This is a genomic window from Curtobacterium herbarum (genome assembly GCF_016907335.1).
Lineage (GTDB): Bacteria > Actinomycetota > Actinomycetes > Actinomycetales > Microbacteriaceae > Curtobacterium > Curtobacterium herbarum.
In genome coordinates, this window is record NZ_JAFBBT010000001.1 from 288,409 (window position 1) to 312,370 (window position 23,962).

23 protein-coding genes are annotated in these 23,962 nt (G+C 71.5%); 18 read left to right on the top strand and 5 right to left on the bottom strand.

The window, feature by feature from the left end:
* The first annotated feature begins 2 nt into the window (after positions 1–2).
* The 3 genes from secY to map all read left to right on the top strand — a co-directional run bounded on the left by secY (position 3) and on the right by map (position 2,757).
* Positions 3–1,325, top strand: a complete 1,323-nt coding sequence (gene secY / locus JOD51_RS01525) for a preprotein translocase subunit SecY (RefSeq protein WP_204606733.1) — start codon at positions 3–5, stop codon at positions 1,323–1,325.
* Positions 1,322–1,912, top strand: a complete 591-nt coding sequence (locus JOD51_RS01530) for an adenylate kinase (protein ID WP_204606734.1) — start codon at positions 1,322–1,324, stop codon at positions 1,910–1,912. Before secY ends, JOD51_RS01530 begins: the two co-directional genes overlap by 4 nt.
* A gap of 65 nt (positions 1,913–1,977) precedes the next feature.
* Positions 1,978–2,757 (top strand): type I methionyl aminopeptidase, encoded by a 780-nt coding sequence (gene map / locus JOD51_RS01535; protein WP_239539972.1) that lies wholly within the window; start codon positions 1,978–1,980, stop codon positions 2,755–2,757.
* A gap of 304 nt (positions 2,758–3,061) precedes the next feature.
* Here the strand turns inward: map and JOD51_RS01540 are convergent, their stop codons facing one another.
* Positions 3,062–4,330 (bottom strand): LCP family protein, encoded by a 1,269-nt coding sequence (locus tag JOD51_RS01540; RefSeq protein ID WP_204606736.1) that lies wholly within the window; start codon positions 4,328–4,330, stop codon positions 3,062–3,064.
* A gap of 310 nt (positions 4,331–4,640) precedes the next feature.
* On the opposite strand from JOD51_RS01540, the gene infA reads away from it, so the two are divergent.
* The 8 genes from infA (at position 4,641) to JOD51_RS01580 (ending at position 12,609) form a co-directional block, all read left to right on the top strand.
* Positions 4,641–4,862 carry a translation initiation factor IF-1 gene (gene infA / locus JOD51_RS01545; protein ID WP_017885509.1) on the top strand — a complete coding sequence of 74 codons (222 nt, stop codon included), beginning with the start codon at positions 4,641–4,643 and terminating at the stop codon, positions 4,860–4,862.
* A gap of 70 nt (positions 4,863–4,932) precedes the next feature.
* The gene (gene rpmJ, locus JOD51_RS01550; RefSeq protein WP_111073925.1) at positions 4,933–5,049 is read left to right on the top strand and encodes a 50S ribosomal protein L36; all 117 of its coding nucleotides are present in this window, start codon (positions 4,933–4,935) and stop codon (positions 5,047–5,049) included.
* 226 nt (positions 5,050–5,275) lie between these two features.
* Positions 5,276–5,650 carry a 30S ribosomal protein S13 gene (gene rpsM, locus JOD51_RS01555; RefSeq protein WP_110903552.1) on the top strand — a complete coding sequence of 125 codons (375 nt, stop codon included), beginning with the start codon at positions 5,276–5,278 and terminating at the stop codon, positions 5,648–5,650.
* Positions 5,651–5,659: 9 nt separating this feature from the next.
* Positions 5,660–6,058, top strand: coding sequence for a 30S ribosomal protein S11 (gene rpsK / locus JOD51_RS01560; protein ID WP_110824227.1), 399 nt, complete (start codon positions 5,660–5,662; stop codon positions 6,056–6,058).
* A 188-nt stretch (positions 6,059–6,246) separates the two neighbouring features.
* Positions 6,247–7,242, top strand: a complete 996-nt coding sequence (locus tag JOD51_RS01565) for a DNA-directed RNA polymerase subunit alpha (RefSeq protein ID WP_110903551.1) — start codon at positions 6,247–6,249, stop codon at positions 7,240–7,242.
* A 64-nt stretch (positions 7,243–7,306) separates the two neighbouring features.
* The gene (gene rplQ, locus JOD51_RS01570; protein WP_204606737.1) at positions 7,307–7,879 is read left to right on the top strand and encodes a 50S ribosomal protein L17; all 573 of its coding nucleotides are present in this window, start codon (positions 7,307–7,309) and stop codon (positions 7,877–7,879) included.
* A 215-nt stretch (positions 7,880–8,094) separates the two neighbouring features.
* A complete protein-coding gene (locus tag JOD51_RS01575; RefSeq protein ID WP_204606738.1) occupies positions 8,095–9,195 on the top strand; it encodes an aromatic acid exporter family protein in 1,101 nt (366 codons plus the stop codon).
* A 54-nt stretch (positions 9,196–9,249) separates the two neighbouring features.
* A complete protein-coding gene (locus JOD51_RS01580) occupies positions 9,250–12,609 on the top strand; it encodes an AfsR/SARP family transcriptional regulator (protein WP_204606739.1) in 3,360 nt (1,119 codons plus the stop codon).
* Here JOD51_RS01580 and JOD51_RS01585 read toward each other — a convergent pair.
* A complete protein-coding gene (locus tag JOD51_RS01585) occupies positions 12,578–13,417 on the bottom strand; it encodes an ABC transporter permease (RefSeq protein ID WP_204606740.1) in 840 nt (279 codons plus the stop codon). The two genes, JOD51_RS01580 and JOD51_RS01585, sit on opposite strands and share 32 nt — an antisense overlap.
* Positions 13,414–14,415, bottom strand: coding sequence for an ATP-binding cassette domain-containing protein (locus tag JOD51_RS01590; protein WP_204606741.1), 1,002 nt, complete (start codon positions 14,413–14,415; stop codon positions 13,414–13,416). The genes JOD51_RS01585 and JOD51_RS01590 overlap by 4 nt, the downstream gene beginning before the upstream one ends.
* 97 nt (positions 14,416–14,512) lie before the next feature.
* On the opposite strand from JOD51_RS01590, the gene JOD51_RS01595 reads away from it, so the two are divergent.
* The 7 genes from JOD51_RS01595 (at position 14,513) to glmM (ending at position 22,223) form a co-directional block, all read left to right on the top strand.
* On the top strand, positions 14,513–15,466 hold the full coding sequence (locus tag JOD51_RS01595) for a tRNA pseudouridine synthase A (protein WP_259558053.1): 954 nt from the start codon (positions 14,513–14,515) through the stop codon (positions 15,464–15,466).
* 9 nt (positions 15,467–15,475) lie between these two features.
* Positions 15,476–16,222: an MBL fold metallo-hydrolase gene (locus JOD51_RS01600; protein ID WP_204606742.1), complete on the top strand. Its 747-nt coding sequence runs from the start codon at positions 15,476–15,478 to the stop codon at positions 16,220–16,222.
* A gap of 93 nt (positions 16,223–16,315) precedes the next feature.
* Positions 16,316–16,600: a hypothetical protein gene (locus JOD51_RS01605; RefSeq protein ID WP_204606743.1), complete on the top strand. Its 285-nt coding sequence runs from the start codon at positions 16,316–16,318 to the stop codon at positions 16,598–16,600.
* Between the two features lie 173 nt (positions 16,601–16,773).
* A complete protein-coding gene (locus JOD51_RS01610; RefSeq protein ID WP_204606744.1) occupies positions 16,774–19,593 on the top strand; it encodes an ExeM/NucH family extracellular endonuclease in 2,820 nt (939 codons plus the stop codon).
* A gap of 263 nt (positions 19,594–19,856) precedes the next feature.
* Entirely contained in the window at positions 19,857–20,303 is a 447-nt protein-coding gene (gene rplM / locus JOD51_RS01615) for a 50S ribosomal protein L13 (protein WP_111073916.1), read from the top strand.
* Positions 20,304–20,341: 38 nt separating this feature from the next.
* Positions 20,342–20,827: a 30S ribosomal protein S9 gene (rpsI, locus tag JOD51_RS01620; protein ID WP_110903538.1), complete on the top strand. Its 486-nt coding sequence runs from the start codon at positions 20,342–20,344 to the stop codon at positions 20,825–20,827.
* 22 nt (positions 20,828–20,849) lie between these two features.
* The gene (gene glmM, locus JOD51_RS01625; RefSeq protein WP_204606745.1) at positions 20,850–22,223 is read left to right on the top strand and encodes a phosphoglucosamine mutase; all 1,374 of its coding nucleotides are present in this window, start codon (positions 20,850–20,852) and stop codon (positions 22,221–22,223) included.
* A 148-nt stretch (positions 22,224–22,371) separates the two neighbouring features.
* Here glmM and coaA read toward each other — a convergent pair whose 3' ends face one another.
* Both coaA and JOD51_RS01635 read right to left on the bottom strand, forming a co-directional pair.
* Entirely contained in the window at positions 22,372–23,316 is a 945-nt protein-coding gene (gene coaA / locus JOD51_RS01630; RefSeq protein ID WP_204606746.1) for a type I pantothenate kinase, read from the bottom strand.
* 95 nt (positions 23,317–23,411) lie between these two features.
* Positions 23,412–23,897 (bottom strand): glutathione peroxidase, encoded by a 486-nt coding sequence (locus JOD51_RS01635; RefSeq protein WP_111073912.1) that lies wholly within the window; start codon positions 23,895–23,897, stop codon positions 23,412–23,414.
* Positions 23,898–23,962: the final 65 nt, after the last annotated feature.

Genomic DNA, 23,962 nt, shown 5'->3' on the forward strand with positions numbered 1-23,962 from the left:
TCGTGTTCAGAGCGGTCGCGCGCATCATGCGCACCCCAGATCTTCGCAAGAAGATCGGCTTCACCCTGGCGATCATCGCGCTGTTCCGCCTGGGCTCGTACATCCCCGCACCGTTCGTCGACTACGCCAGCGTCCAGGCCTGCCTGGCGTCCGCGTCGTCCTCCGGTGGTCTCTACGACCTGATCAACCTGTTCTCCGGTGGCGCGCTCCTGAAGCTCTCGGTGTTCGCGCTCGGGATCATGCCGTACATCACGTCGTCGATCATCGTGCAGCTGTTGCGCGTGGTCATCCCGCACTTCGACTCCCTCTACAAGGAGGGCCAGTCCGGTCAGGCCAAGCTGACGCAGTACACGCGCTACCTCACGATCGCGCTGGGCGTGCTGCAGTCGACCACCCTGATCACCGTCGCCCGCTCGGGCGCGCTGTTCGGTACGAGTGCGTCGGCGTCCTGCACGTCGATCATCTCGAACGACAGCTGGTACGCGATCCTGCTCATGGTCATCACCCTGACCGCCGGCACCGGCCTCATCATGTGGATGGGTGAGCTCGTCACCGAACGCGGTATCGGCAACGGCATGTCGCTGCTCATCTTCACCTCGATCGCCGCGCAGTTCCCCTCCGCGCTCTGGGCCATCGAGCAGTCGCAGTCCTTCGAGCTCTTCCTCTTCGTGATCCTGGTCGGCCTGGTGATCATGATGGCCGTCGTGTTCGTCGAGCAGTCGCAACGACGGATCCCGGTGCAGTACGCCAAGCGCATGGTCGGTCGGCGCACCTACGGCGGCAACAACACGTACATCCCGATCAAGGTGAACATGGCCGGCGTCGTGCCCGTCATCTTCGCGTCGTCGCTGCTGTACCTGCCGGCGCTGATCGCCCAGTTCAACCAGCCCTCGGACGGCTCCGCGCCGGCGCCGTGGGTGACCTGGATCCAGAGCAACCTGACCTCGGGTGACAACTGGTTCTACATGGTGCTGTACTTCCTGCTCATCGTCGGCTTCACGTACTTCTACGTCGCGATCACCTTCAACCCCGAAGAAGTCGCGGACAACATGAAGAAGTACGGCGGGTTCATCCCGGGCATCCGTGCCGGTCGTCCGACCGCCGAGTACCTCGACTTCGTCCTGACCCGGGTGACCTTGCCCGGCGCGCTCTACCTCGGTCTCATCGCGCTCATCCCGCTCGCAGCACTGGCGCTGTTCGGGGCGAACCAGAACTTCCCGTTCGGTGGTGCCAGCATCCTGATCATCGTGGGTGTCGGCCTCGAGACGGTGAAGCAGATCGACTCGCAGCTGCAGCAGCGTCACTACGAAGGGCTTCTCCGTTGAGCGCACGTCTCATCATCGTCGGACCTCCCGGAGCCGGGAAGGGCACGCAGGCCGGTCGGATCGCGTCGTCGTTCGGGATCCCCGCGATCTCGACCGGTGACATCTTCCGGAAGAACGTCTCCGAGGGCACGCCCCTCGGCCAGCGCGCCAAGGCGATCATGGACGCGGGCGAGTACGTCCCGGACGACCTGACGAACGAGCTCGTCCGTGACCGTCTGGCCGAGCCCGACGCGTCCGAGGGCTTCCTCCTAGACGGCTACCCGCGGACCCCTGCCCAGGTGGAGTACCTCGACGGTCTCCTCGCCGAGCACGGCACCGGGATCGATGCGGTCGTGCAGCTCGTCGCCGACCAGGACGCGCTCGTCGGTCGGCTGCTGAACCGTGCCGCTGAACAGGGCCGCGCAGACGACAACGAGCAGACCATCCGCCGTCGTCAGCAGGTGTACCAGGAGCAGACCGCTCCGCTGGTCGCCGTCTACCAGCAGCGCGGTCTCGTCGTGGACGTCGACGGTCTCGGTGGCGTCGACGAGGTCGGCGACCGGATCGCGGCGGCACTGTCCGCCCGCGGCCTCGCAGCCTCGGTCTGACCAGGAACGCCGTGTCCCGCCTCCGGAAGCCCTCGATCTACAAGACCCCCGAGGAGCTCCGCGCCATGGTGCGCCCCGGGCTCCTCACGGCCCAGGCCCTCGACGCCGTCCGGGCAGCGATCCGCCCCGGCACGACCACGGGCGAGCTCGACGCCATCGCGGAGCGCACCATCCGCGACGGCGGCGGTGTGCCGAACTTCCAGCTGGTGCCCGGCTACCGGCACACCCTCTGCGTGTCCGTGAACGACGAGATCGTGCACGGGATCCCGGGTGACCGCGTGCTCGAGCCGGGCGACATCGTCTCGGTCGACGCCGGTGCCGAGGTCGACGGCTGGAACGGCGACAGCGCCTTCACCACGGTTGTGCCCGGCGGCGACGCAGACACGACCGCCGCGCGCCAGAAGCTCTGCGACACCACCGAGCGCGCGCTCTGGCACGGTGTGGCTGCAATCGCGCACGCGAAGAACCTGCACGAGGTCGGCGCCGCGGTCGAGGACGCCATCGACGAGACCGGCGAGTGGGGCATCGTCGAGGACTTCACCGGCCACGGCATCGGTCGCTCGATGCACGAGGAGCCGCCGGTCTTCAACTACCGCGTCCGCGGCGCCGGCCCGGCGATCAAGCCCGGTCTGGCCGTCGCGATCGAACCGATGGTGACCGCGGGCACGATCGACAGCTCGACCGACGCCGACGAGTGGACCGTGCGGACGCTCGACGGGTCCGACGCCGCCCACTGGGAACACAGCGTCGCGGTGCACGCCGACGGGATCTGGGTGCTCACCGCCGCCGACGGCGGTGCCTCGGCGCTCGAACCGCTCGGCGTCACGCCCGTCCCGGTGCCGTAGCAGGCCGGAACGGCCTCACGAGCTCGTCGACACGCTCGGCGCCACACCAGGGACGGGCTCGAGAGCTGGCCGGTACGCGCGCGGACGGGTGCGAGCACCAGGCAGTACGGGCGCAGGGCAGGTACGAGCGCGGGGCAGGCACGCGCGCAGGGCAGGCACGCGCGCAGGCGGGTGCGGGACCAGACGTGCTGCCCACGTGACGGGAGGCCCGTCGCCAGCTGGTGGCGGGCCTCCCGTCTTGTCGTGGTCCCGCCCCGTCGCCGTCGCGAGCGAACCGGCCCAGTTCCCGACGGAGCAGGTCTGCTCAGTTCCCGACGGAGCAGGTCTGCTCGGCGGCGCTCTGCCCCGTGATCGAGGACGGGAGTGGCGTCGCGGACGGGCTGCTCGTGGTCGTGGTCTCGGGAGCGGGCGACCCGGTGTCGGAGGTCGGTGCCGGTGTCGCTGTCGGCGTCGCGGTCGCCGGAGTGGACGGCGAGCCCGTGCCCGACGAGTCCCTGGATGCGCGACCCGTCGTGGAGTCGTTCAGCGAGGTCCGCTCGTCCGTCTGCAGCGCCACGTTGAGGGTGTGGGCGTTCGCCTCGTCCACGACGACCCGTGCGGAGTCCGCCGGGTCGTCGACCACGGGGTACTGGACGAACAGCATGCTCGACGTGCTCATGCCGCGGAGCGTGGACGCCAGGCCGACGAGTGTCTTCGTCTGGGCGAGTCCGTCCGACAGCGTCATGTTGGACAGTGCGGCGCCCGCCAGCTTGTAGAGCGTGATCGGGTTCGAGAGCGTGCCGTTGGACGTCACCTGCCGGAGGAGCGCCGACAGGAACACCTGCTGCGAGCTGATCCGCGCCAGGTCGCTGCCGTCGCCCACGCCGTGCCGGGAGCGCAGGTACGCCAGCGCGTCCGAGCCCTGCAGGGAGTGCGCGCCGGCGCTGAGGTGCAGCCCGGTGTAGGTGTCGTCGATCGGGGACGCCACACAGACGTCGACCCCGCCGAGGGCGTTCGACATCTCGATGACGCCGTCGAAGGTGATGAGTCCGGCGTAGGGGACCGTCAGCCCGGTCAGGTTCTCGACGGTGTCGACGACGCACGAGACGCCGCCGTTGCCGAGCGCGGTGTTGAACTGTGCGGAGGCCTCTGCCGGGTAGGTGGTGCCGGTCTCCGGGTTGGTGCAGGCCGGGATCGGGACCATCAGGTCGCGGGGGAAGCTGACGGCGGTGAGTTGCTTGTGGTCCTCGGACACGTGGACGAGCATCGTGACGTCGTTGCGCGCACCCTCGACGTCCTCGTCGGAGTCGAACTGGCCGACCCGGGTGTCGCTGCCGATGAGCAGGATGTTCGCCCCGCCCTTGATGGCGGAGACGTCGGCGGTCTTCGCGGTGCTCTGGTCGTCGGTGCTCAGCGGCACGGTCCGTGTCGAAGTCGCGAGCTGTGCGCCGGCGATGGTCGCGACGCTGGCGCCGCTGACGAGGACCACCGCGGCGGCCGCGGCGACGACGGTGAGCAGGGTCGCCCACCCGCGTCGGCGGGGGAGGCGACCGTGTCGCGCGAGGGGGCGCGTGCGGCCGGGGGCGTCGGGCACGGGTGTTCTCCTTCGGTCACTGCTCCCGACACCGTACGGGCCGAGCCTCGGTGTCGACGACGGGGAGCCCACGAGATCGCTGTGGAACGGCGCACCACCGCACAGTCTCGGACGATCCGGCCCCTGCACCGGGGTGCCCGGCAGGTGCCTGGCGACAGTCCGACGCGCGGAGCGGGGAAGCCGCACTTGGCAATCCGCCGTCTACCACATAAGATCGATCTTTGGTGTGCCATGCCTTCTGGCGTGGCGCCCGAACCCGCAGACCGGCTCGGGGATCACACCGGTAATCCAACCAAGCGACAGTGAGGCTATGGCCAAGAAAGACGGCGTCATCGAGATCGAAGGCTCGGTGCTCGAAGCTCTGCCCAACGCGATGTTCCGCGTTGAGCTGACCAACGGACACAAGGTCCTCGCGCACATCTCCGGGAAGATGCGCCAGCACTACATCCGCATCCTCCCCGAGGACCGCGTGATCGTAGAGCTGAGCCCGTACGACCTGACCCGCGGCCGGATCGTCTACCGCTACAAGTGATCCGCGAGCTGGAAAGGAACGGCAAGGCGAACCCGCCGAGCACGAAGCCAGCGAGCACGAGGAACGAACAATGAAGGTCAACCCCAGCGTCAAGGTCATCTGCGAGCACTGCCGCGTCATCCGCCGCAAGGGCCGCGTCATGGTGATCTGCAAGAGCAACCCGCGTCACAAGCAGCGCCAGGGCTAGTCCCTGACGGACCAGCGCGAGCTGCTCCGGGACGGACTCCGGTCCGGCTGCACGACCGGGGCCGCCAGTTGCGAGACTGCCAGCGGCTCGAGCACGACCCACAACTGAACATCGACAACGCAGTGTCAGATCCCGTCCGCATCAGCGGGTGGGGGACACCTCGGGTCGGAGGCCCGGGCACCGGCACTGTGCCACACCTCCATCGACAACAGGAGCAGCCAGCACAATGGCACGTCTAGCAGGCGTCGACATCCCGCGCGAGAAGCGCGTGGAGATCGCACTCACCTACATCTACGGGGTCGGCCGTACCCGCGCCGTCCAGACGCTCGCGGAGACCGGCATCTCCGGCGACATCCGCGTCAAGGACCTCACCGACGACCAGCTCGTCGCCCTCCGCGACTTCATCGAGGGCACCTTCAAGGTGGAGGGTGACCTCCGCCGTGAGGTCGCCGCCGACATCCGCCGCAAGGTCGAGATCGGTAGCTACGAGGGTCTCCGCCACCGTCGCGGTCTCCCGGTGCGCGGTCAGCGCACCAAGACGAACGCTCGTACCCGCAAGGGTCCGAAGCGCACCGTGGCAGGCAAGAAGAAGGCTCGATAGGAGATCACGATGGCTACCCCCAAGACCGCCGCGCGCAAGCCGCGCCGCAAGGAGAAGAAGAACGTCGCTGTGGGCCAGGCCCACATCAAGAGCACGTTCAACAACACCATCGTCAGCATCACCGACCCGTCGGGTGCCGTCCTCAGCTGGGCGTCCTCCGGGGCCGTCGGCTTCAAGGGCTCGCGCAAGTCGACGCCGTTCGCGGCGCAGCTCGCGGCCGAGTCGGCTGCCCGCCAGGCAGCGGAGCACGGCGTCAAGAAGGTCGACGTCTTCGTCAAGGGGCCGGGTTCCGGTCGTGAGACGGCGATCCGTTCGCTCCAGGCCGCTGGCCTCGAGGTCGGTTCGATCAACGACGTGACGCCGCAGGCGCACAACGGGTGCCGCCCGCCGAAGCGCCGCCGCGTCTGACGCGAGGAGCAACCGGCCGTTCCCCGCTCGTTCCCTGACCGGGACGAGTGGGGGCGGCCATTCCTGGTCGTTCGATCGCGCACTCCTGTGCGCGTGATCACAACTGAAACAGACCCGTCGGGGCCCGGCCGGCCCCGACGTACCGCCAAGTGTCATATAGCGGACACTTCGCCGAAAGGAATTCCACAGTGCTCATTGCACAGCGCCCCACCCTGAACGAGGAGTCCATCTCCGAATTCCGCTCGCGCTTCGTCATCGAACCGCTCGAGCCGGGCTTCGGGTACACCCTCGGCAACTCGCTGCGCCGCACGCTCCTCTCGTCCATCCCCGGTGCTGCAGTCACGAGCATCCGCATCGACGGTGTCCTCCACGAGTTCAGCACCGTTCCCGGTGTCAAGGAAGACGTCACCGAGATCATCCTGAACATCAAGAGCCTGGTCGTCTCCAGCGAGCACGACGAGCCGATCACCGCCTACCTGCGCAAGCAGGGTGCCGGTCAGGTCACCGCTGCGGACATCTCCGCGCCGGCCGGTGTCGAGATCCACAACCCGGACCTCGTCATCGCGACCCTGAACGACGCCGCCCGCTTCGAGCTGGAGCTGACGATCGAGCGTGGCCGCGGCTACGTCTCGGCGACCCAGAACCGCTCGGAGTTCAGCGAAGCCGGTCAGATCCCGATCGACTCGATCTACTCGCCCGTCCTCAAGGTCACCTACCGCGTCGAGGCGACGCGTGCCGGTGAGCGCACGGACTTCGACCGTCTGGTCGTCGACGTCGAGTCGAAGCCCGCGATCACGCCGCGCGACGCCATCGCGTCGGCCGGTCGCACGCTGGTCGAGCTGTTCGGGCTCGCCCGCGAGCTCAACACGGCGGCTGAAGGCATCGAGATCGGCCCCGCGCCGGTCGACGCCGTGCTGTCGAACGAGCTGCAGACGCCGATCGAGGACCTCGACCTGTCGGTCCGTAGCTACAACTGCCTGAAGCGCGAGGGCATCAACACGGTGTCCGAGCTGGTCGCCCTCTCGGAGACGCAGCTCATGAACATCCGCAACTTCGGCCAGAAGTCGGTGGACGAGGTCAAGGACAAGCTCACCGAGCTCGGCCTGTCCCTCAAGGACACCGTCCCCGGATTCGATGGTGCCCACTTCTACAGCGGGTACGACGAGGACGAGTCCAGCAACTGACCTCGCGCTGACGCGCACGCGCTCCTGACACGGGGCGCACCACCATCACCACTGGAGAACTGACATGCCGAAGCCCACCAAGGGCCCCCGCCTCGGTGGCGGTCCCGCCCACGAGCGCCTGCTCCTGAGCAACCTCGCCAACGCCCTGTTCACGCACGGCCGCATCACCACCACCGAGACGAAGGCCAAGCGCCTCCGCCCGGTCGCCGAGCGTCTCATCACGTTCGCGAAGCGTGGCGACCTGCACGCTCGTCGTCGTGTGATCGCAGCCCTGCGCGACAAGACCGTCGTGCACACGCTGTTCACCGAGATCGCGCCGCAGGTGGCCGACCGCCAGGGCGGTTACACCCGCATCACGAAGCTCGGCTTCCGCAAGGGCGACAACGCGCCCCTCGCCTCGATCGAGCTCGTCCTCGAGCCCGTGTCGAGCACGCCGGCTCCGGTCTCGCGCAAGGCTGCTCCGGCCGCCGCCGCGCCGGCCGCGACGGACAGCGACGCCACGGAGGCCCCGGTCGACGAGACCGAGTCCACCGAGGAGTCGACCCCGGTCGCCGAGGAGACCACGACCGACGCTGCCGCTGAGGTCGAGGCCGACGCCGCAGCCAAGTCGGACGACGCTGCGGACTCGTCCAAGTAGTCACACCGCACCACCAGGAGGGCCCTCGCAGCGCAGGCTGCGGGGGCCCTCCTGCTTCCCCCGGCCCTCCGGACCCGGGAACCCTCCGTACCCGGGAACCCTGCCGGCCCCACCCGGAGACCGCACCGGCCCCACCCGGCAACCGGACCGTCCCCACCCGGAGGCCCGACCAGTGGCCGCCGGGTACCGTGACGGCCGACGAGACGAGAGCACCCATGCAGTTCGAGCACATCGCGGGGGTCGGCACCCGCGTCTGGCGGTGGAGCCGGAGTTCCGGCACGCAGCCGCGCCTGCTCCACGCCGCCAAGGCCGCCGTCGCCGCGGCGCTCGCGTGGGTCGTCGCCCGCTACGTGCCCGGGGTGGCGTCCGACTACCCCTACTACGCCCCGCTCGGCGCGGTCGTGGCGATGCAGACGACGGTGTTCGCGGGCCTCCGGAGCGGCATCCAGACCCTGGTCGGCATCGCACTGGGCATCGCGGTGGCCGCGTTCACGATGTGGGTGGGCGACCCCGGTGTCCTGGCGGTCGCGCTGGCGGTCGGCGTCGGCGTGCTCGTCGGCGGCTTCCGGATCCTCGGTGAGGGCAGCTCGTGGGTGTCGACGGCAGCGCTGTTCGTCCTGCTCGTCGGGGGTGCGCACGCCGAGGGGTACTCGCTCGGCTACCTGGTGCAGATGGCCGTCGGCGTGGTCGTCGGGCTGCTGGTGAACTTCCTGGTGTTCCCGCCGCTGCGGTTCTGGGACGCCGAGCGCCGCATCGATCAGGTGAACAGCGTGCTGGCCGAGCACCTCGACGGACTGGCGGACGTCCTGGAGCAGGGGGAACGGGACGAGCGGGCGTGGGACCGGGCGCAGGACCGCCTGGACCGCGCGATCGCCGACGTCCGGAGCCGGGTGTCGATCGCGCAGGAGAGCCGGCGCATCAACCCCCGCGGCGCACTGCGGGGATCGCGGGCGCGGCTGCAGCACGACGGGTCACGCTTCCGCGCCCTGGAACGGGTCGCCTGGTACACGACGGACCTCACCGAGCTCGTGGCCCGGTCGGGTCCGGTGTCGTCGAACCTCGGGCGACCGGACGAGGCCTTCACCGCTCCGCTCACGACGGCGATCCGGCAGGTCGCGGCGATGGTCCGCGGCGACCACCCGCCGGAGGAGGGCGACCGGGCGATCTCGGAGCTCGAGCGGGCCCTCGACGCGTCGCGTGAGCACCCGTCCGACGTGGCGGTGACGTCGTCGGCGCTGGTGTCGCTCCGCGGCATCGTCGAGTCCGAGCGTCGGGCGACCCAGGACGTCGACACCGAGACCGGACCGTCGGCCTGACCGCCTTGCGCTGACCGGCCTGCGCTGCCCGGCGCCGCGCCTAGACTTCGCTGCGTGTCCGCGCCGCGCATCGCCGTCCTGGGTCCGGTGCTCGCCGAGGACCCCACCGGGACGCTCGTGCCGCTGCCCGGGGCGCTGGCACGCACCTTCCTCACGGCGCTCGTGCTGGCCGGCGGCCGTGCCGTCACCACCGGGGCGCTCATCGACGACCTGTGGGGCGACGGACCACCGAAGGGCGCCCGCGCCGCCCTGCAGACCCTCGTCTCGCGCCTGCGCCGTGCCACCGCCGACGGGCTGGTCGTCTCGACGGCCGCCGGCTACGCACTCGGGGTGGACGCCGACGCGACCGACCTGGGCGCCGCCGAACGGACACTCGACGGGTCGCGGGACGCGCCGGCGGACGCTCCGGCGCTCCGTGCCGCGCTCGACCGCTGGCGCGGCGAGCCCGGTGGCGACCTCGACGGCCCGGTCGCCGGGGAGCTCGCCGACCGGGCCGCCATCGTCCGACGGGACCTCCGTCGTCGACTCGCCACGACCCTCCAGTCAGCCGGTGACCCGGCCGCGGCCGCTGCCCTCTGGCGGGACGAAGCGGCGGCCGACCCCTTCGACGAGGCCGCCGTCGCCGGCCTGGTGCGTGCCCTCGCCGCCGCCGGCCAGTCCGCCGAGGCGCTCGCCGTCTTCGCCGCGCACCGCGACCGGCTGTCCGACGAACTCGGTGCCGACCCGTCGGCCGACCTGGTCCGACTGAACGCCGACGTACTCCGCAGCGCCGGACCCGCCAGCGGCTCGACCCGTCGCGTCGGGCTGCGGGCCGCCCCGAACGCGCTCATCGGTCGGGAGGCCGACCTCGCCACCGTGACGCGCCTCCTGTCCCAGGCGCGGCTGGTGACGATCCTCGGGGCCGGTGGCCTCGGCAAGACCCGGCTGGCGCAGGCCGCGGCGGCGACGGTCCCTGCCGGCTGCGGGGTCGTGGTGGTCGAGCTCGCCCCGCTCACCACCGGCGAGGACGTGGTCCCCGCGATCGGTGCGCTGCTCGGGATCGCCGAGGTGCGCAGTGCGCGGAGCCTCCGGGACGCGGTCGTCGCTGACCTCCGCACCCGGGTGGTCCGGGCGCTCGGTGAGGAACCCACCGTGCTCGTGCTCGACAACTGCGAGCACCTCCTGGAGCCGGTCGCCGCGTTCACTGCCGATCTGCTCGCCGAGCTGCCTGGTCTGCGGGTCCTGACGACCTCGCGTGCACCGCTCGTGGTCTCCGGCGAGGTCGTCGCCCCGCTGGCGCCCCTGCCGGTCGAGGCCGACGGGGCGGCCGTCCGCCTGTTCACGGACCGGGCCCGCGCTGCCCGACCGGGTGCGGTGCTGCCGGTCGATGCCGTCCGCCGCATCTGCACCCGCCTGGACGGGTCGCCGCTGGCGATCGAACTCGCGGCCGCCCGGATCCGCGGGATGAGCGTCGACGAGATCGAACGCCGGCTCGACGACCGGTTCGCGCTGCTCCGCGGTGGGGACCGGTCGGCGCCCGAACGGCACCGGACGCTGCTCGCCGTCATCGAGTGGAGCTGGCGACTGCTCGACGACGGCGCCCGCGATCTCCTGACCCGGCTCGCGCTCTTCCCGGACGGGCTGTCCGTCGACGCCGTGGCGGCCGTCGCTGCTCCGGCCCGGGTGCACGACGCCTTCGACGACCTGGCCGAACTGGTCGAGCAGTCCCTCGTGCAACTCGTCGAGCAGGAGGGGGAGCCGGTCCGCTACCGCCTGCTCGAGACCGTCCGCGAGTTCGGTGCCGCACGGCTCGAGGAGTCCGGTGCCACGGCGGACGTCCGCGCGGCGATGACGCGGTGGGCCTGCGCGCTGGCCGCCGAGCACGACCTGTTCACCGTCCGGACCACGGACCAGGTCGCACGGTTCCGGGTCCTCGAGCGCGAGGCGGACAACCTCATCACACTGCTGCGCTGGAACCTCCGGGCCGGGGACGCGCTCGCGGTCGCACCGCTGTTCTCGGCGCTCGCCGGGTACTGGTCGTTCCGCGGGGCGCACGGCGAGGTCGCGGCCATCGCGCCGGACGTCGTCGCTGTCCTCCGCACCCTCCCGCCCGGAGACGACGGCGGGCAGGACGGCGGGCACGACGGCGGGCCCGCCCCGGAGGACGCACCCGCGCGCGCCTCCGGCGTCCGCACCGCCGCGGTCCTCGGACTCGTCATCGCCTGCGCGACCGCCGCGTTCTCCGACCGGCGGACCTCGGTGCGCGCCCGCGCCGCGCTCCGCCGCCTGCGTCGGGCCGGCGTGACCGGCGTCCCGGTGGTCGACGCCCAGGCCGAGCTGCTGCTGACCCTCGGCCGTCGGGACGTGGGCGAGGCGGCCCTGTCCCGATTCCGCGGGGACCCGGACACCGGGGTGGCGTGCCTGGCGCACCTGCTCAGCGCGCCCCTGACCGAGAACGACGGCGAGCTCGAACGCGCCCTGGGCTTCGCGACCCGCGCGCGGGTGCTCGCCGAGCAGGCCGGTGACGTCTGGACGTCGGGTACCGCGGCCGTCTCGGTGACACAGCTCGCCGGGCAGCTCGGTCGGTACGAGCAGGCGCTCGCCGCGGCGGACGTGGCGCGGGAACGGCTGGAGCAGTTCGGCGCCGAGGACGACCTGGTCGAGGTCGGCTGGAGCGTCGGGTTGAGCGCTGCGGCGACCGGCGACGTCGACCGGGCCCGGGCGTTGGCCGCGGAACTCGCCGCACTCCCGGTCGCCCCCGGTACCGGTCCGGTCGGTGGTCCGGGTGGCGGTCCTGGCGGGGAACGGGCACAGATGACGCTGCTCGCGCACGCGGTCCGGGCCGAGGTCGCGCGCGCCGAGGGCGATCCCGCGCGTGCGGTCGGCGAGTACCGGCGTGCGTGGGACCAGGTGCTGCCGCACCGGCGTGAGGCGAGCCAGTGGGTGATGATCGTCGGGGCGGCGCTGCTCGCCGCACAGGACGAGGCGGCGGACGGCGCCGCGCGGGAGGCGGCGGACGCGGGCCGGTCCGCCGGGGCCGGGGCGGGCCTCCAGGACGGCCGGGAGGCACGTGCGGACATCGCACGACAGGTCCGGGTGAGCGCCCTGGTCGCCCTCCGCAAGCCGTCGCTGTGGAACGACCTGCCGGTGGTCGGGACGGCCGTCCTCGCCGCCGCGCTCGACGCGATCGGGCGTCGTGCCGACCCGGCCCTCGTCGCCGCGGCGTGGGGCAGCGCCCTCCGGCTCGGCGCGCGACAGGACTTCGCGGTCCTCGGCCACGGACGGCTCAGGCCGCTCGTCGTCGCCGCCGTCGGCGAGGCGCTGGTGGCGGATGCGGAGACGGCCTCGGCCGGGACGTCCCGGGCCGAGGCCGCCGCTGCCGCGCGTGCGGTGCTCGAGGCGATCAGGCCTTCCGCATGTACGCCCGGACGGTGAGCGGGGCGAACACCGCGACGATGACCGCTGCGCCGAGCAGGCTCAGCCACAGGTCGCCGCCGACCGTGCCGTGGTTGACCAGGTCGCGGACCGCGGTGATGAGGTGCGAGACCGGGTTCACGTCGGAGAACCAGTGCAGCCAGTCCGGCAGGGTGTCCGCGGGGACGAACGCGTTCGACAGGAACGTCAGCGGGAAGAGCACCAGGTTCGAGATGCCCGAGACGCTCGACGCCGTGCGGGCGACGACCCCGAAGTAGGCGAAGACCCAGCTGATCGCCCAGGCCACGACGACCACGAGCAGGCCGGCGAGGAGCACCGCGCCGATGCCGCCCGCGGGACGCAGCCCCATGATGAAGCCGACCGTGAACGTGATCGTCGTGGCGATGGCGTAGCGGACGGTGTCGGCGAGCAGGGCACCGGCGAGCGGGGCGATGCGCGCGATCGGCAGTGACCGGAAGCGGTCGAACACGCCCTTGTCCATGTCCTCGCGGAGCTGCACGCCGGTGACGATCGACGACGTGATGTTCGTCTGCACGAGGATGCCCGGGATGATGATCGGCAGGTAGCTGCTGACGTCGCCGGCGATCGCGCCACCGAAGATGTACGTGAACATCACGGTGAACACGATCGGCATGAGCGTCACGTCGAAGAGCTGCTCCGGGGTGCGCCGGACCTTGATCAGCCCGCGGTACGCCATCGTCAGTGACTGCCGGACGGTCGCGGCGAGGCCGGAACCGCCGACGCCGGGCCGCGGGGTGATGCGCGGTGCGCCGGTAGTGGCCAGGTCGGGTGTGGTGAGCGTGGTCATGCGTTGCTCCCTTCGAGCGTGCGGTCGGCATGTGCGGACGCGTCGGCGCCCACCCCTTCGCCGGTGATGGTGAGGAACACCTCGTCGAGCGTCGGCTTCTGCACGCTCATCTCGGTGAGGGAGATGCCGGCCTCGCGGAAGGACACCAGCAGGTCGGTGACGCGGTCCGGGTCCGCCATCGGCGCGGTGAGCCGGGAGCCCTCGGGGCTGACGACCGCCGCGGTCCCGAGCACCCGGAGCACCAGCTCGGACGCCTCCGCCAGCCGGGCCGGGGCCGAGTCCGCCAGCCGGAGCTGCAGCGACGCGGTCCCGATCGAGGCCTTGAGCTCGTCGCTCGTGCCCTCGGCCACCACCCGGCCGTGGTCGATCACCGCGATCCGGTCCGCGAGCTGGTCGGCCTCGTCCAGGTACTGGGTCGTCAGCAGGACCGTCGACCCGGTCGCGACGAGCTCCCGGATCGTGTCCCACATCTGCGCCCGGGTCCGCGGGTCGAGGCCGGTCGTCGGCTCGTCGAGGAAGATCAGCGGCGGCTGCGCGATGAGGCTCGCCGCCAGGTCCAGCCGACGCCGCATGCCGCCGGAGAACCCGCGGAGCGGCCGTCGCGCGGCCTCGCTCAACCCGAAGCGTTCGAGCAGCTCGGTGGACTTCCGCTTCGCCTCGGCCCCGGACAGCCCGAGCAGCCGACCGAAGACGACGAGGTTCTCGGTGGCGCTCAGGGTCTCGTCGACACTGGCGTACTGGCCGGTCACGCCGATGAGCTGGCGCACCACGTGCGGCTCCCGGCGGACGTCGTGGCCGAACACCCGCGCCTCGCCGCCGTCCAGGCGGAGCAGGGTCGCGAGCATGCTGATGGTGGTGGTCTTGCCGGCGCCGTTCGGCCCGAGCACCCCGTAGACCGTGCCGGCCTCGACGCGGAGGTCGACCCCGTCCACGGCCCGGTTGCTGCCGAACGTCTTCACGAGGCCAGTGGCCTCCACCGCGAGCGGTGTCGTGGTCATCGTCGTGTCCTTCCGTCGACGTCGTGGTCGAGGACGACAGTGCCGAGTACCGCTCACGCGGCACTGACGCGGCGCTGACATCGGTACCGTGGAGGGCGTGAGCGAGACGGCCCGGACACCAGGCGACACCGGCGCAGGCGAGACCGGCGTGCGACTGCGGATCGACCTGTCGTACGACGGCTCCGGCTTCTCCGGGTGGGCACGCCAGCCCGCCCTCCGGACCGTGCAGGGTGTGCTCGAGGACGCGCTCGCCACCGTCTTCACCCGGTGGGGCGAACCACCGCAGCTGACCGTCGCCGGTCGCACCGACGCCGGCGTGCACGCCACCGGACAGGTCGCACACCTCGACCTCAGCCCCGACCAGTGGGCCGCCCTGACCCGGCCGAAGCGCCCGAGCGCCGACGGCACCGTCCGCGACGCCTTCGCCGGCCTCGTCCGACGGCTCAACGGCCTCGCCGGTGCCGACGGGGACATCGTCGTCCGCAGTGTCACCGTCGCCCCCGCCGGCTTCGACGCCCGGTTCTCCCCGCTCTGGCGGCGGTACCGGTACCGGGTCGCCGACGTCGACGCCCTCCGCGACCCGCTCCGCCGCGGGCACACGACCTGGTACCCGGGGCGCCTCGACCCGGCAGCGATGGAGCGGGGTGCGCTGCGGCTGCTCGGACTGCACGACTTCGCGGCGTTCTGCAAGCCGCGCGTCGGCGCGACCACGATCCGGACCCTGCAGGAGTTCCGCTGGGACCGTGAGCCGGACGGCGTGCTGGTGGCGAGCCTCCAGGCCGACGCCTTCTGCCACTCGATGGTGCGTGCGATGGTCGGGGGCACCCTCGCCGTCGGCGAGGGCCGGCTGACGCCGGACGAGCTCGACGAGCTGCGGGTCGCGGCGGCACGCACCAGCGCCTTCACCACCGCGCCGGCCCGCGGACTCACCCTCACCGAGGTCGGGTACCCGGACGACGACGCCCTGGAGGCGCGGGCCGTCCAGACACGCGCCCGTCGCGACGCGGAGGGGCACCGGCCCGGCGACCTGCCGGACGAGGACGGGCGGTAGCGTCGGGGGATGGCTCCTCGTGCTCCACGCTCCGTCGTCTCCGTCGCACCCGGTGTGGTCTTCGTCGAGGGGCCGGTGTCGAACTGGGTCGTCCTGGCCGAGGAGGACGGCGTCGCCCTCATCGACGCGGGCTACCCGGCCGACACCGACCTGGTGCTCGACAGCGTCCTGCTCGCCGGCCACGACCTCGACGAGCTCCGCCGCGTCTACGTCACCCACGGCCACGTCGACCACGTCGGCGGGCTGCCCGGGATCCTCGAGCGCTTCCCGCACGTCGAGGTCCTGGCGCACGCCGACGAACTCGACAACGTCCGTGGACCGTCGCGCCGGCAGGTGACGCCGGCCGAGATCGGCGGACGTCTGGCCGCGCCCCGGGTGCTCCGCTGGCTCGGCCGCGCGATCGCCTCCGACGCCCTCCGCCCGACTACCGTGCCGAGTGCCCGCGCCTTCACCGCCCGAGACTTCGAGGGCCGGGCGATGACGCCGCTGCCCGTCCCCGGGCACACCGACGGCTCCACCGCCTACCTGCTGCCCGCGGCCGACGCGATCGTCACCGGTGACGCCGTCGTCACGCACCACGACACGCAGCCCGGGTCGTGGGCACCGCGGCCGCGGATGATCACGCCGTTCTTCACGGCCGACCAGGCGCTCGCCGTGGAGTCGGCTCGGGCGCTGGCCTACCCGGCGATCGTGCTGCCGGGGCACGGGCCGGCGGTGCACCGGGTGGGGTCGGAGTGGGTGCCGATCCAGGGGTGAGGGCGTCGTTCCGGCATCGGCGACTGGTGCTGGAACAACAGATGTGACATGGTGTTCGACCGGTGACGGAGCCGCGACCTGGAGGGAACCACCATGGACATCGTCCGCAGGGGCAAGACCGACGGGGCCAACGCCGGATCAGGCGGGCACGGCAGGATCCGCCAGTCCGTCGTCGGACTCCTGACGGTCGTCGCGACACTGGGGTGCTGCGTCGTCGGCGTGATGAGCGAAGGTCTGACGATCCGCGGGGTCGCGGCAGTCGTCACAGTAGCTGCGATGGCCGGATCGCTGGCGCTCGCGAGGGGACGCGGGAACCTCGTGGGGTGGTACGTCGCTGCAGCGGGGGTGGCGCTGTTGCGTGTGCTCTCCGGGTCGTGAGGCGGTCGTCGAGCCCATCGTGGTGACGGCGGGTGCGTGGCTGCTCGCGTCGCCCGGGGGAACGGACGGTCGACCCTCGTCCGGGGGCGAGGTTTCACCTCGTCGTAACCTGTGTGACCCCGCAGGCCCGTACGGTTCACGCGATCCCTCCCGACTCCGAACCGAAGGTCCCCATGCCACGAACCGTCGGACGCACCCTGCTGTGCGCCACGGCTGCCGCGACCCTGATCGCCGCACCGCTCGTCATCGTCACCGCAGCCTCCGCGAACCCCGCGGGGACCGGGCTCGTCATCACCGAGGCGTACCTGAAGGGCGGCAGCGCGAACCAGCCGTTCACGAACCGGTTCGTCGAGATCGGCAACCCGACCGCCGCCGCGGTCTCCGTCGACGGGTGGTCGCTGCAGTACCGCTCGGCGACGAGCAGTGGAGCGGCGAGCACCGTCGTACCGCTCACCGGGTCGGTCCCGGCGAACGGCACGTACCTCGTGCAGGGTGCCGCCAACGGCACGGCCGGCGCCGCGCTGCCCACGCCGGACGTCGTCTCGACGTTGAACACCTCCGGTGCGAGCGGCACGCTCGTCCTCTCCGACCAGCGGACGGCGCTCACGCTGCCCGTCGGCGCGATCGCACCCGGCACGCCCGGCGTGGTGGACCTGCTCGGGTACGGCGCCTCGAACACCTCCGAGACCGCTCCGGCCACGAACCCGTCGGGCGCGAACAGCACCCCGGACGCCCTCGTCCGGCAGGGGACGACCGACACCGACGCGAACGCCGCCGACTTCACGCTGACGCGGACGATCACCCCGCGGAACGCCGCCGGCGAGACGGCAGCGGGCGGCACGACGCCGACGCCGGGCGGTGGCGGCACGACCCCGCCGACGACGACCCCCGTCGCCGCGACCATCCCCGAGATCCAGGGCACGACGGACACCTCACCGCTCGCCGGCTCGACCGTCACCACCAGCGGCGTCGTGACCGCGGTCTACGCCACCGGCGGGCTGAACGGGTACACGATCCAGACCCCGGGGACGGGAGGCGAGACCACCCTGGCCACGCGGACCGCCTCCGACGGTCTGTACGTCTACTCCGCCGCCACGGCCGGACTCGTCACGATCGGCGACCACGTCCAGGTCACCGGCGCGGTCTCCGAGTTCAAGGGGCTCACCGAGCTCACCGTCGCGGACACCGCCGGGCTGACGGAGCTCACCACCCCGGCCGCCGCCCCGGTCCCGGCCGCCGTGGCGTTCCCCCGCACGGACGCCGAACGTGAGGCGCTCGAGAGCATGCTCGTCGCACCGCAGGGTGACTACACGGTCGCCGACAACTACACGACGAACCAGTACGGCGTGGTCACGCTCGCCACGGGTCCGGGCCGCCTGCTGCAGCCGACCGAGGTCGCCCGTCCGGGCAGCGCCGAGGCAGCCGCGGTGGTCGCCGACAACGCCGCCCGCGCGGTCACGCTCGACGACGGCGCGAGCACGAACTTCCTGCCGCGCGACGGCCAGGACCAGTCCGCCCGGTCGATCCCGGTGCCGTGGCTGACGAACGCGGGCCCGGTCACGGTCGGCGCCACCACGACGTTCACCGAGCCCGTGGTCCTGGACTACCGGAACGACGTCTGGACGTTCCAGCCGACGGCCCCGATCACCGGCGCGACCCCGAAGGCCGACCTGCCCGCGACGTTCTCGGACGTGCGCACCACGGCGCCCGCCGCGGTCGGCGGCGACCTGAAGCTCGCCGGGTTCAACGTCCTGAACTACTTCCCGACGACGGGCGACCAGCTGACCGGCTGCACCTACTACACGGACCGCACCGGAGACCCGATCACGGTGAACTCCGGTTGTGACGCCCGCGGTGCTGCCGAGCCGGAGGACCTGGCGCGCCAGCAGGTGAAGATCGTGAAGGCCATCAACGGCCTGGGTGCCGACGTGGTCTCGCTCGAGGAGATCGAGAACTCGGCGGCGTTCGGGCAGGACCGGGACGCTGCGGTCGCCACCCTCGTCGACGCACTCAACGCGGCCACCGGGAGCGACACCTGGGCGTACGTCCCGTCGCCGACGAAGCTCGCCGCCGACGAGGACGTCATCCGCCTGGCGCTCATCTACAAGAAGGCCCGCGTCGCGCCGACCGCCGAGTCGACGATCCTCACCGACTCCGACGTCTTCCAGCGCCAGCCGGTCGCCGACGCGTTCCGCCCGGTCGGCGGCACCGCGGACGACGACTTCCTGGTCATCGCGAACCACTTCAAGTCGAAGGGCTCCGGCACCGGCGAGAATGCCGACCAGGGCGACGGCCAGGGTGCCTCGAACGCCGATCGCGTGCGCCAGGCCCGGGCACTCACGACCTTCTCCACCGCGATGCAGGCGCAGTACGGCACCGACAAGACGTTCCTGATCGGGGACTTCAACGCCTACAGCGAGGAGGACCCGATGGTCGTCCTCCGCGACGCCGGGTACACCGACCTGGCCTCGGCCCGCGACCGGAGCGAGTACTCGTACGTGTTCAGCGGTCTGAGCGGGTCCCTCGACCACGTGCTCGCATCACCGGCAGCACTGGCGAGCGTCACGGGCGTGGACATCTGGAACATCAACTCGACCGAGTCGGTGGGCCTGGAGTACAGCCGCTACAACGTGAACGTCTCGGACCTCTACTCCGCCGACGTGTACCGCGCGAGCGACCACGACCCGATCCTGGTCGGCTTCGACCTGACCGCCGCCGCGGTGCCGGGCGACCCGACGCCGGAGCCCACGCCCGAGCCCGGCACGGACGAGCCGGCCGACGACCCCGCGGCCGACCCGACCCCGGCGCCGATCGCCGGTGGTGCGGGCACGACCCCGGGTGCCGGCGTGACGCCGACCACGGGTGGCGGCAGCCTGGCCTTCACCGGTGCCCAGATCGGCGGTGGCCTCGCGGCGGCCCTCGCGCTCCTGGCGGCCGGCGGCGGGCTCCTCGCCCTCCGTCGCCGCCGGACGACGGGTGGCAGCGCCGGGTGACCTCGCGCTGAACGCGACCACCGACGGGAGGCGCGACACGGGTCCGACCCGTGCCGCGCCTCCCGTCCGTGGTGTCGGGGAGCGGCGCTCGGTTGACCGGGAGGATCGGCGTCGGCTAGGCTCATCTCTTGGTCTGCGCGCTCTGTTGCGCCAGACAGTCAGATGGGCCCTCCACCGGGTCGTTCACCGGGCATCTGCCCGCGGGAACGCCCACCGGAGTGGGATTCACGGACTCCTCACCTCGACACGAAAGCAGCACTCCTGTGACTCGTACGTTCTCCCCGAAGCCGGCAGACGTCCAGCACGACTGGATCGTCATCGACGCGACCGACGTCGTGCTCGGCCGCCTCGCTTCGCACGTCGCCGCCCTCCTCCGCGGCAAGCACAAGGCCACCTTCGCCCAGCACATGGACATGGGTGACTACGTCATCATCGTGAACGCCGACAAGGTCGCCCTGACCGGGTCGAAGCTCGCCAAGAAGGTCTACTACCGTCACTCCGGTTACCCGGGCGGCCTCACGGCCACCAGCTACCCGGAGATGCTGGAGAAGCACCCGACCCGCGCCGTCGAGAAGGCGATCCGCGGCATGCTGCCGAAGAACACCCTCGGTCGCGAGCAGCTCAAGAAGCTCAAGGTCTACGCAGGCGCTGAGCACCCCCACGCGGCGCAGCAGCCCAAGCCGTACACCTTCGACCAGGTCTCGCAGTAACAGCGGCCACGACGACTTCCAGGAACGAGAAAACACTCATGGCTCAGATCGCTGACTCCATCGACCAGACCCCGGAGACCTTCACCACCGAGAGCGCACCCGTCGCGTCGGAGGCGGCTCCCCGTCAGATCCTCAACGTCTCGGGCGGTGCCGTCGGTCGCCGCAAGGAGGCCATCGCCCGCGTGCGACTCGTCCCGGGCTCCGGCACGTTCGTCGTGAACGGCCGCTCGCTCGAGGACTACTTCCCGAACAAGCTGCACCAGCAGCTCATCAACGACCCATTCAAGGTGCTCGAGCTCCTCGGCTCGTACGACGTCACCGCCCGCATCACGGGTGGCGGCCCCTCGGGTCAGGCCGGCGCGCTGCGTCTCGCCATCGCCCGCACCCTGAACGAGATCGACCGCGAGAACAACCGCGCGGCCCTCAAGAAGGCCGGCTTCCTCACCCGTGACGCCCGCGTCATCGAGCGCAAGAAGGCCGGTCTCAAGAAGGCCCGCAAGGCGTCGCAGTTCTCGAAGCGCTGATCGCCTGACGGCGGGAGATCGCATGCCGCGTCTGTTCGGTACCGACGGCGTTCGTGGCCTCGCCAACGGCGAGTTGACGGCCGCGCTCGCACTGGGTCTTGCCCAGGCGAGCGCGGCCGTGCTCACGCACGGACACCACGCGGACGCTCGACGAGCGTCCGGTCGCACGCGCCCCAAGGCCGTGCTGGCGCGCGACCCGCGCGTCTCCGGCGAGTTCCTGGGTGCCGCAGTGGCAGCCGGGCTCGCCTCCGCCGGCGTCGACGTCCTCGACGCCGGGGTCATCCCCACCCCCGCAGCGGCGTACCTCGTCGCGGACATCGACGCCGACTTCGGCGTGATGATCTCCGCGTCGCACAACCCCGCCCCGGACAACGGGATCAAGTTCTTCGCCGCTGGTGGTCGCAAGCTGCCGGACGAGGTCGAGGACCGCATCGAAGCGGCCATGCACGACCAGTCCGCCCCGACCCCGACGGGCGCCGAGGTGGGTCGCATCACGCGGTTCGCCGACGCCGAGGACCGCTACGTCGTGCACCTGCTCGGCACCCTGCCGCACCGGCTCGACGGCATCCACGTGGTGCTCGACTGCGCCAACGGGGCTGCCTCCGGGGTCTCACCCGAGGTGTTCGTCAACTCCGGGGCGAAGGTCACGCTGATCGGTGCCGACCCGAACGGCATCAACATCAACGACGGCGTCGGCTCGACCCACATCGACAACCTGGCCCGCGCGGTCCTCGAGGCCGGAGCCGACGTCGGCATCGCCCACGACGGCGACGCGGACCGGTGCCTGGCGGTGGACGCCGACGGCAACGCGGTGGACGGCGACCAGATCATGGCGATCCTCGCGCTGTCCCTCAAGGAACGCGGCCGGCTGGTCGACGACACCCTCGTCGCGACCGTGATGTCGAACCTCGGCCTGAAGCGCGCGATGGCAGAGGCCGGCATCACCGTGATCGAGGCCGGCGTCGGCGACCGCTACGTGCTCGAGAAGATGAACGAGGGCGGGTACTCGCTCGGTGGCGAGCAGTCCGGCCACATCATCTTCAACGACTTCGCGACGACGGGTGACGGGGTCCTGACGGGCCTCCACCTGGTCGCCGAGATGGCGCGGACCGGCAAGACGCTCGGCGAACTCGCTGCGTGCATGACCGTGTTCCCGCAGGTGCTGCTCGCCGTCAAGGGCGTCGACCGGCACGGGCTGCAGGACCAGGGCGTGCAGGACGCGATCGCTGCGGCGACCCAGGAGCTCGGTGACACCGGCCGGGTGCTGCTGCGTCCGTCCGGCACCGAGCCGGTCGTCCGCGTGATGGTCGAGGCCGCGTCGCAGGAGGACGCCCAGCGCGTCGCCGAGCAGCTCGCCGAGGTCGTCCGCGAGCGCCTGACCCCCGAGGCCGCGTAGCCCGGCGGAGCCCCGGCGCCGGCCGCGCCTGCTGGTGCGCTCCGGCCACGCACAACAGGAACCCGCTCGAACCACGGACGTCTGCGGTTCGAGCGGGTTCCTGTTGTGCGACGCCACTCCGAACCGATCGGGGGAGAACCCAGCCGCGTCAGATCTTGCGGAGCAGGACGCTCGTCACCTTGTGGTCGGCCGCCTTCTTGAGCACGAGCGTTGCCCGGGAGCGCGTCGGCAGCACGTTCTCGAGCAGGTTCGGCTCGTTGATCGCGCGCCACACCCCGGTCGCCGTCGCCACCGCGTCCTCGCGGGACAGTGCGGCGAAGCGGTGGAAGAACGAGTCCGGGCTCGAGAACGCCTGCTCCTGCAACGCCAGGAACCGGTCGACGTACCAGGACTCGATGTCCTTCGTCTTCGCGTCGACGTAGATCGTGAAGTCGAACAGGTCGGACAGTGCCAGCCGCCCGTGCACCGGCGGCGCGAGCACGTTGAGCCCCTCGACGATGAGGATGTCCGGCTGGCGCACGACGATCTCGGCGTCCGGCACGATGTCGTACACCAGGTGCGAGTAGTACGGCGCCCGGACCTCGGCAGCGCCGCTCTTCACCTGGCTGACGAAGCGCAGCAGGGACCGGCGGTCGTAGGACTCCGGGAAGCCCTTCCGGTCCATGATCCCGCGACGCTCGAGCTCCGCGTTCGGGTACAGGAACCCGTCGGTGGTCACCAGCTCGACCCGCGGGGTGTCCGGCCAGCGCTTCGTCAGTTCGCGCAGCAGCCGCGCGACCGTGCTCTTGCCGACGGCGACCGACCCGGCGACACCGATCACGAACGGCGTCCGACCGGCCCGTTCGCCGAGGAACCGCCCGGTCGCCGCGTGCAGATCCCGCGCACCGGCCGCGTACAGCGTCAGCAGCCGGGAGAGCGGCAGGTACACGTCCTGCACCTCGGTGATGTCGAGCCGGTCACCCAGGCCGCGCAGCTGCACGATCTCGGTCTCGGTGAGCGACAGGTGCTCCTTCGGCGCGAGCTGTGACCACTCGTCCCGGGGGATCTCCACGAAGGGGGTCGGGTGCGCGACGGTCGTCTCCGGGATCGGCATGGGGTCGAGCGTACTCAGCCGGGAGGCCCGCCACCGGTCAGCGACGTCGGCTGCGGTGGACGGGCCTCCCGTCCGTGGGCGGGTGCACCCGCCGATCAGGCGGGGAGCGCCGCCTCGATGGCGGCGACGACCTCGGGGGCGTCCGGCTTGACCGTCGGACGGAAGCGGGTGACCGTCCCGTCGGGAGCGACCAGGAACTTCTCGAAGTTCCAGATCACGCGTCCGGCCTTGCCCGACGCGTCCGGGGCCTGCGTGAGCTCGCGGTACAGCGGGTGCGCCGAGCGGCCGTTCACCTTGACCTTCTCGGACATCGGGAAGCTGACGCCCCACGTGGTGGAGCAGTACTCCTCGATGGCCTCGGACGAGCCGAGCTCCTGCAGGAACTGGTTGCTCGGGAAGCCGAGCACGGTGAAGCCCCGTGGGCCGTACGTGCGCTGCAGTTCCTCGAGCTGTTCGTACTGCGGGGCGAGGCCGCAGCGCGAGGCGACGTTCACCACGAGCACCGCCTTGTCACCGAAGCTGCCGAACGTGGTGGTCTCGCCCTTGATGGTGGTGATCTCGATGTCGTCGAAGCGTCCCATGCCCGGAGGCTATCCCCACCCGCCGTGCGCTTCGCAGGGTGCTCCCCGCGCTGCCCGTAGGATCG

Coding starts and splice junctions, on each gene's coding strand:
- map (WP_239539972.1), top strand. CDS start 1,978: ATGGTGCGCCCCGGGCTCCTCACGGCCCAGGCCCTCGACGCCGTCCGG.
- infA (WP_017885509.1), top strand. CDS start 4,641: ATGGCCAAGAAAGACGGCGTCATCGAGATCGAAGGCTCGGTGCTCGAA.
- rpmJ (WP_111073925.1), top strand. CDS start 4,933: ATGAAGGTCAACCCCAGCGTCAAGGTCATCTGCGAGCACTGCCGCGTC.
- rpsM (WP_110903552.1), top strand. CDS start 5,276: ATGGCACGTCTAGCAGGCGTCGACATCCCGCGCGAGAAGCGCGTGGAG.
- rpsK (WP_110824227.1), top strand. CDS start 5,660: ATGGCTACCCCCAAGACCGCCGCGCGCAAGCCGCGCCGCAAGGAGAAG.
- rplQ (WP_204606737.1), top strand. CDS start 7,307: ATGCCGAAGCCCACCAAGGGCCCCCGCCTCGGTGGCGGTCCCGCCCAC.
- JOD51_RS01575 (WP_204606738.1), top strand. CDS start 8,095: ATGCAGTTCGAGCACATCGCGGGGGTCGGCACCCGCGTCTGGCGGTGG.
- JOD51_RS01585 (WP_204606740.1), bottom strand. CDS start 13,417: ATGACCACGCTCACCACACCCGACCTGGCCACTACCGGCGCACCGCGC.
- JOD51_RS01590 (WP_204606741.1), bottom strand. CDS start 14,415: ATGACCACGACACCGCTCGCGGTGGAGGCCACTGGCCTCGTGAAGACG.
- JOD51_RS01600 (WP_204606742.1), top strand. CDS start 15,476: ATGGCTCCTCGTGCTCCACGCTCCGTCGTCTCCGTCGCACCCGGTGTG.
- JOD51_RS01605 (WP_204606743.1), top strand. CDS start 16,316: ATGGACATCGTCCGCAGGGGCAAGACCGACGGGGCCAACGCCGGATCA.
- JOD51_RS01610 (WP_204606744.1), top strand. CDS start 16,774: ATGCCACGAACCGTCGGACGCACCCTGCTGTGCGCCACGGCTGCCGCG.
- rpsI (WP_110903538.1), top strand. CDS start 20,342: ATGGCTCAGATCGCTGACTCCATCGACCAGACCCCGGAGACCTTCACC.
- glmM (WP_204606745.1), top strand. CDS start 20,850: ATGCCGCGTCTGTTCGGTACCGACGGCGTTCGTGGCCTCGCCAACGGC.
- coaA (WP_204606746.1), bottom strand. CDS start 23,316: ATGCCGATCCCGGAGACGACCGTCGCGCACCCGACCCCCTTCGTGGAG.
- JOD51_RS01635 (WP_111073912.1), bottom strand. CDS start 23,897: ATGGGACGCTTCGACGACATCGAGATCACCACCATCAAGGGCGAGACC.